The following is a 597-nucleotide window of genomic DNA, read 5'->3' as shown; positions in this document are numbered from 1 at the left end:
GATATGCACGCGCTTTTTGCCATAGCGCATGCCTAGCTTGCCAAGTGAACGCCCCAAAGACAGTAATAGGCGATAAGGAAGAATATTGACGATGATAGCCAGTAGACCAAACCCAAGCCAAACTCCCCAGTTACGAGGATGGAGAAGGGAAAGAGAAAACTCGGGCTGCGTGTATTTGTCTTTACTCATAATCTCTACTTAATTTTTGCACTGAGTAGTGCCCAATACTCGTCAAAGTTTGCAGTAGGTTGGTACTTGAAATCGCTGCGCACAAAACGGTTCAGGCTGCCTTCAACTTGCCCAAGAATTTGCGCAGCAAGAATACGCTCTTCTACAGGGAAAGATTTACCTTCACGAATTTTACGCTCACGCAGAATCTGACGTAGTTGGGTTTCGATACGTTCAAACAGCTGGTTGATGCGTTCACGTAGACGTTCGTTTTCAAACATTAAAGCATGACCAGACAGAATACGTGTCAAGCCAGGGTTACGTTCTGAAAATGCAAGAATCAGGTGCATTACCATACGAATACGCTCTAGTGTATCTTTCTCGTCATCTAAAATGCGGTTGATGCGAGTCATCAAGGCTTCTTCGATG

General features: G+C 44.9%; 1 protein-coding gene and 1 pseudogene. Both read right to left on the bottom strand.

What is annotated here, in order from left to right; genetic code table 11:
- Window positions 1-189 (bottom strand): annotated as a pseudogene (locus R7Q46_RS28540) (lipid A biosynthesis lauroyl acyltransferase); the annotation flags it as partial.
- 5 nt (window positions 190-194) lie between these two features.
- Window positions 195-597, bottom strand: a 403-nt coding sequence (slmA, locus tag R7Q46_RS28535; RefSeq protein WP_318078492.1) for a nucleoid occlusion factor SlmA, incomplete at its 5' end; no start/stop codon positions are given.

Source organism: Vibrio sp. 811, from assembly GCF_033339195.1.
The sequence above is the reverse complement of the archived record's forward strand: the minus strand, read 5'-3'. Positions and strand labels throughout refer to the sequence as shown.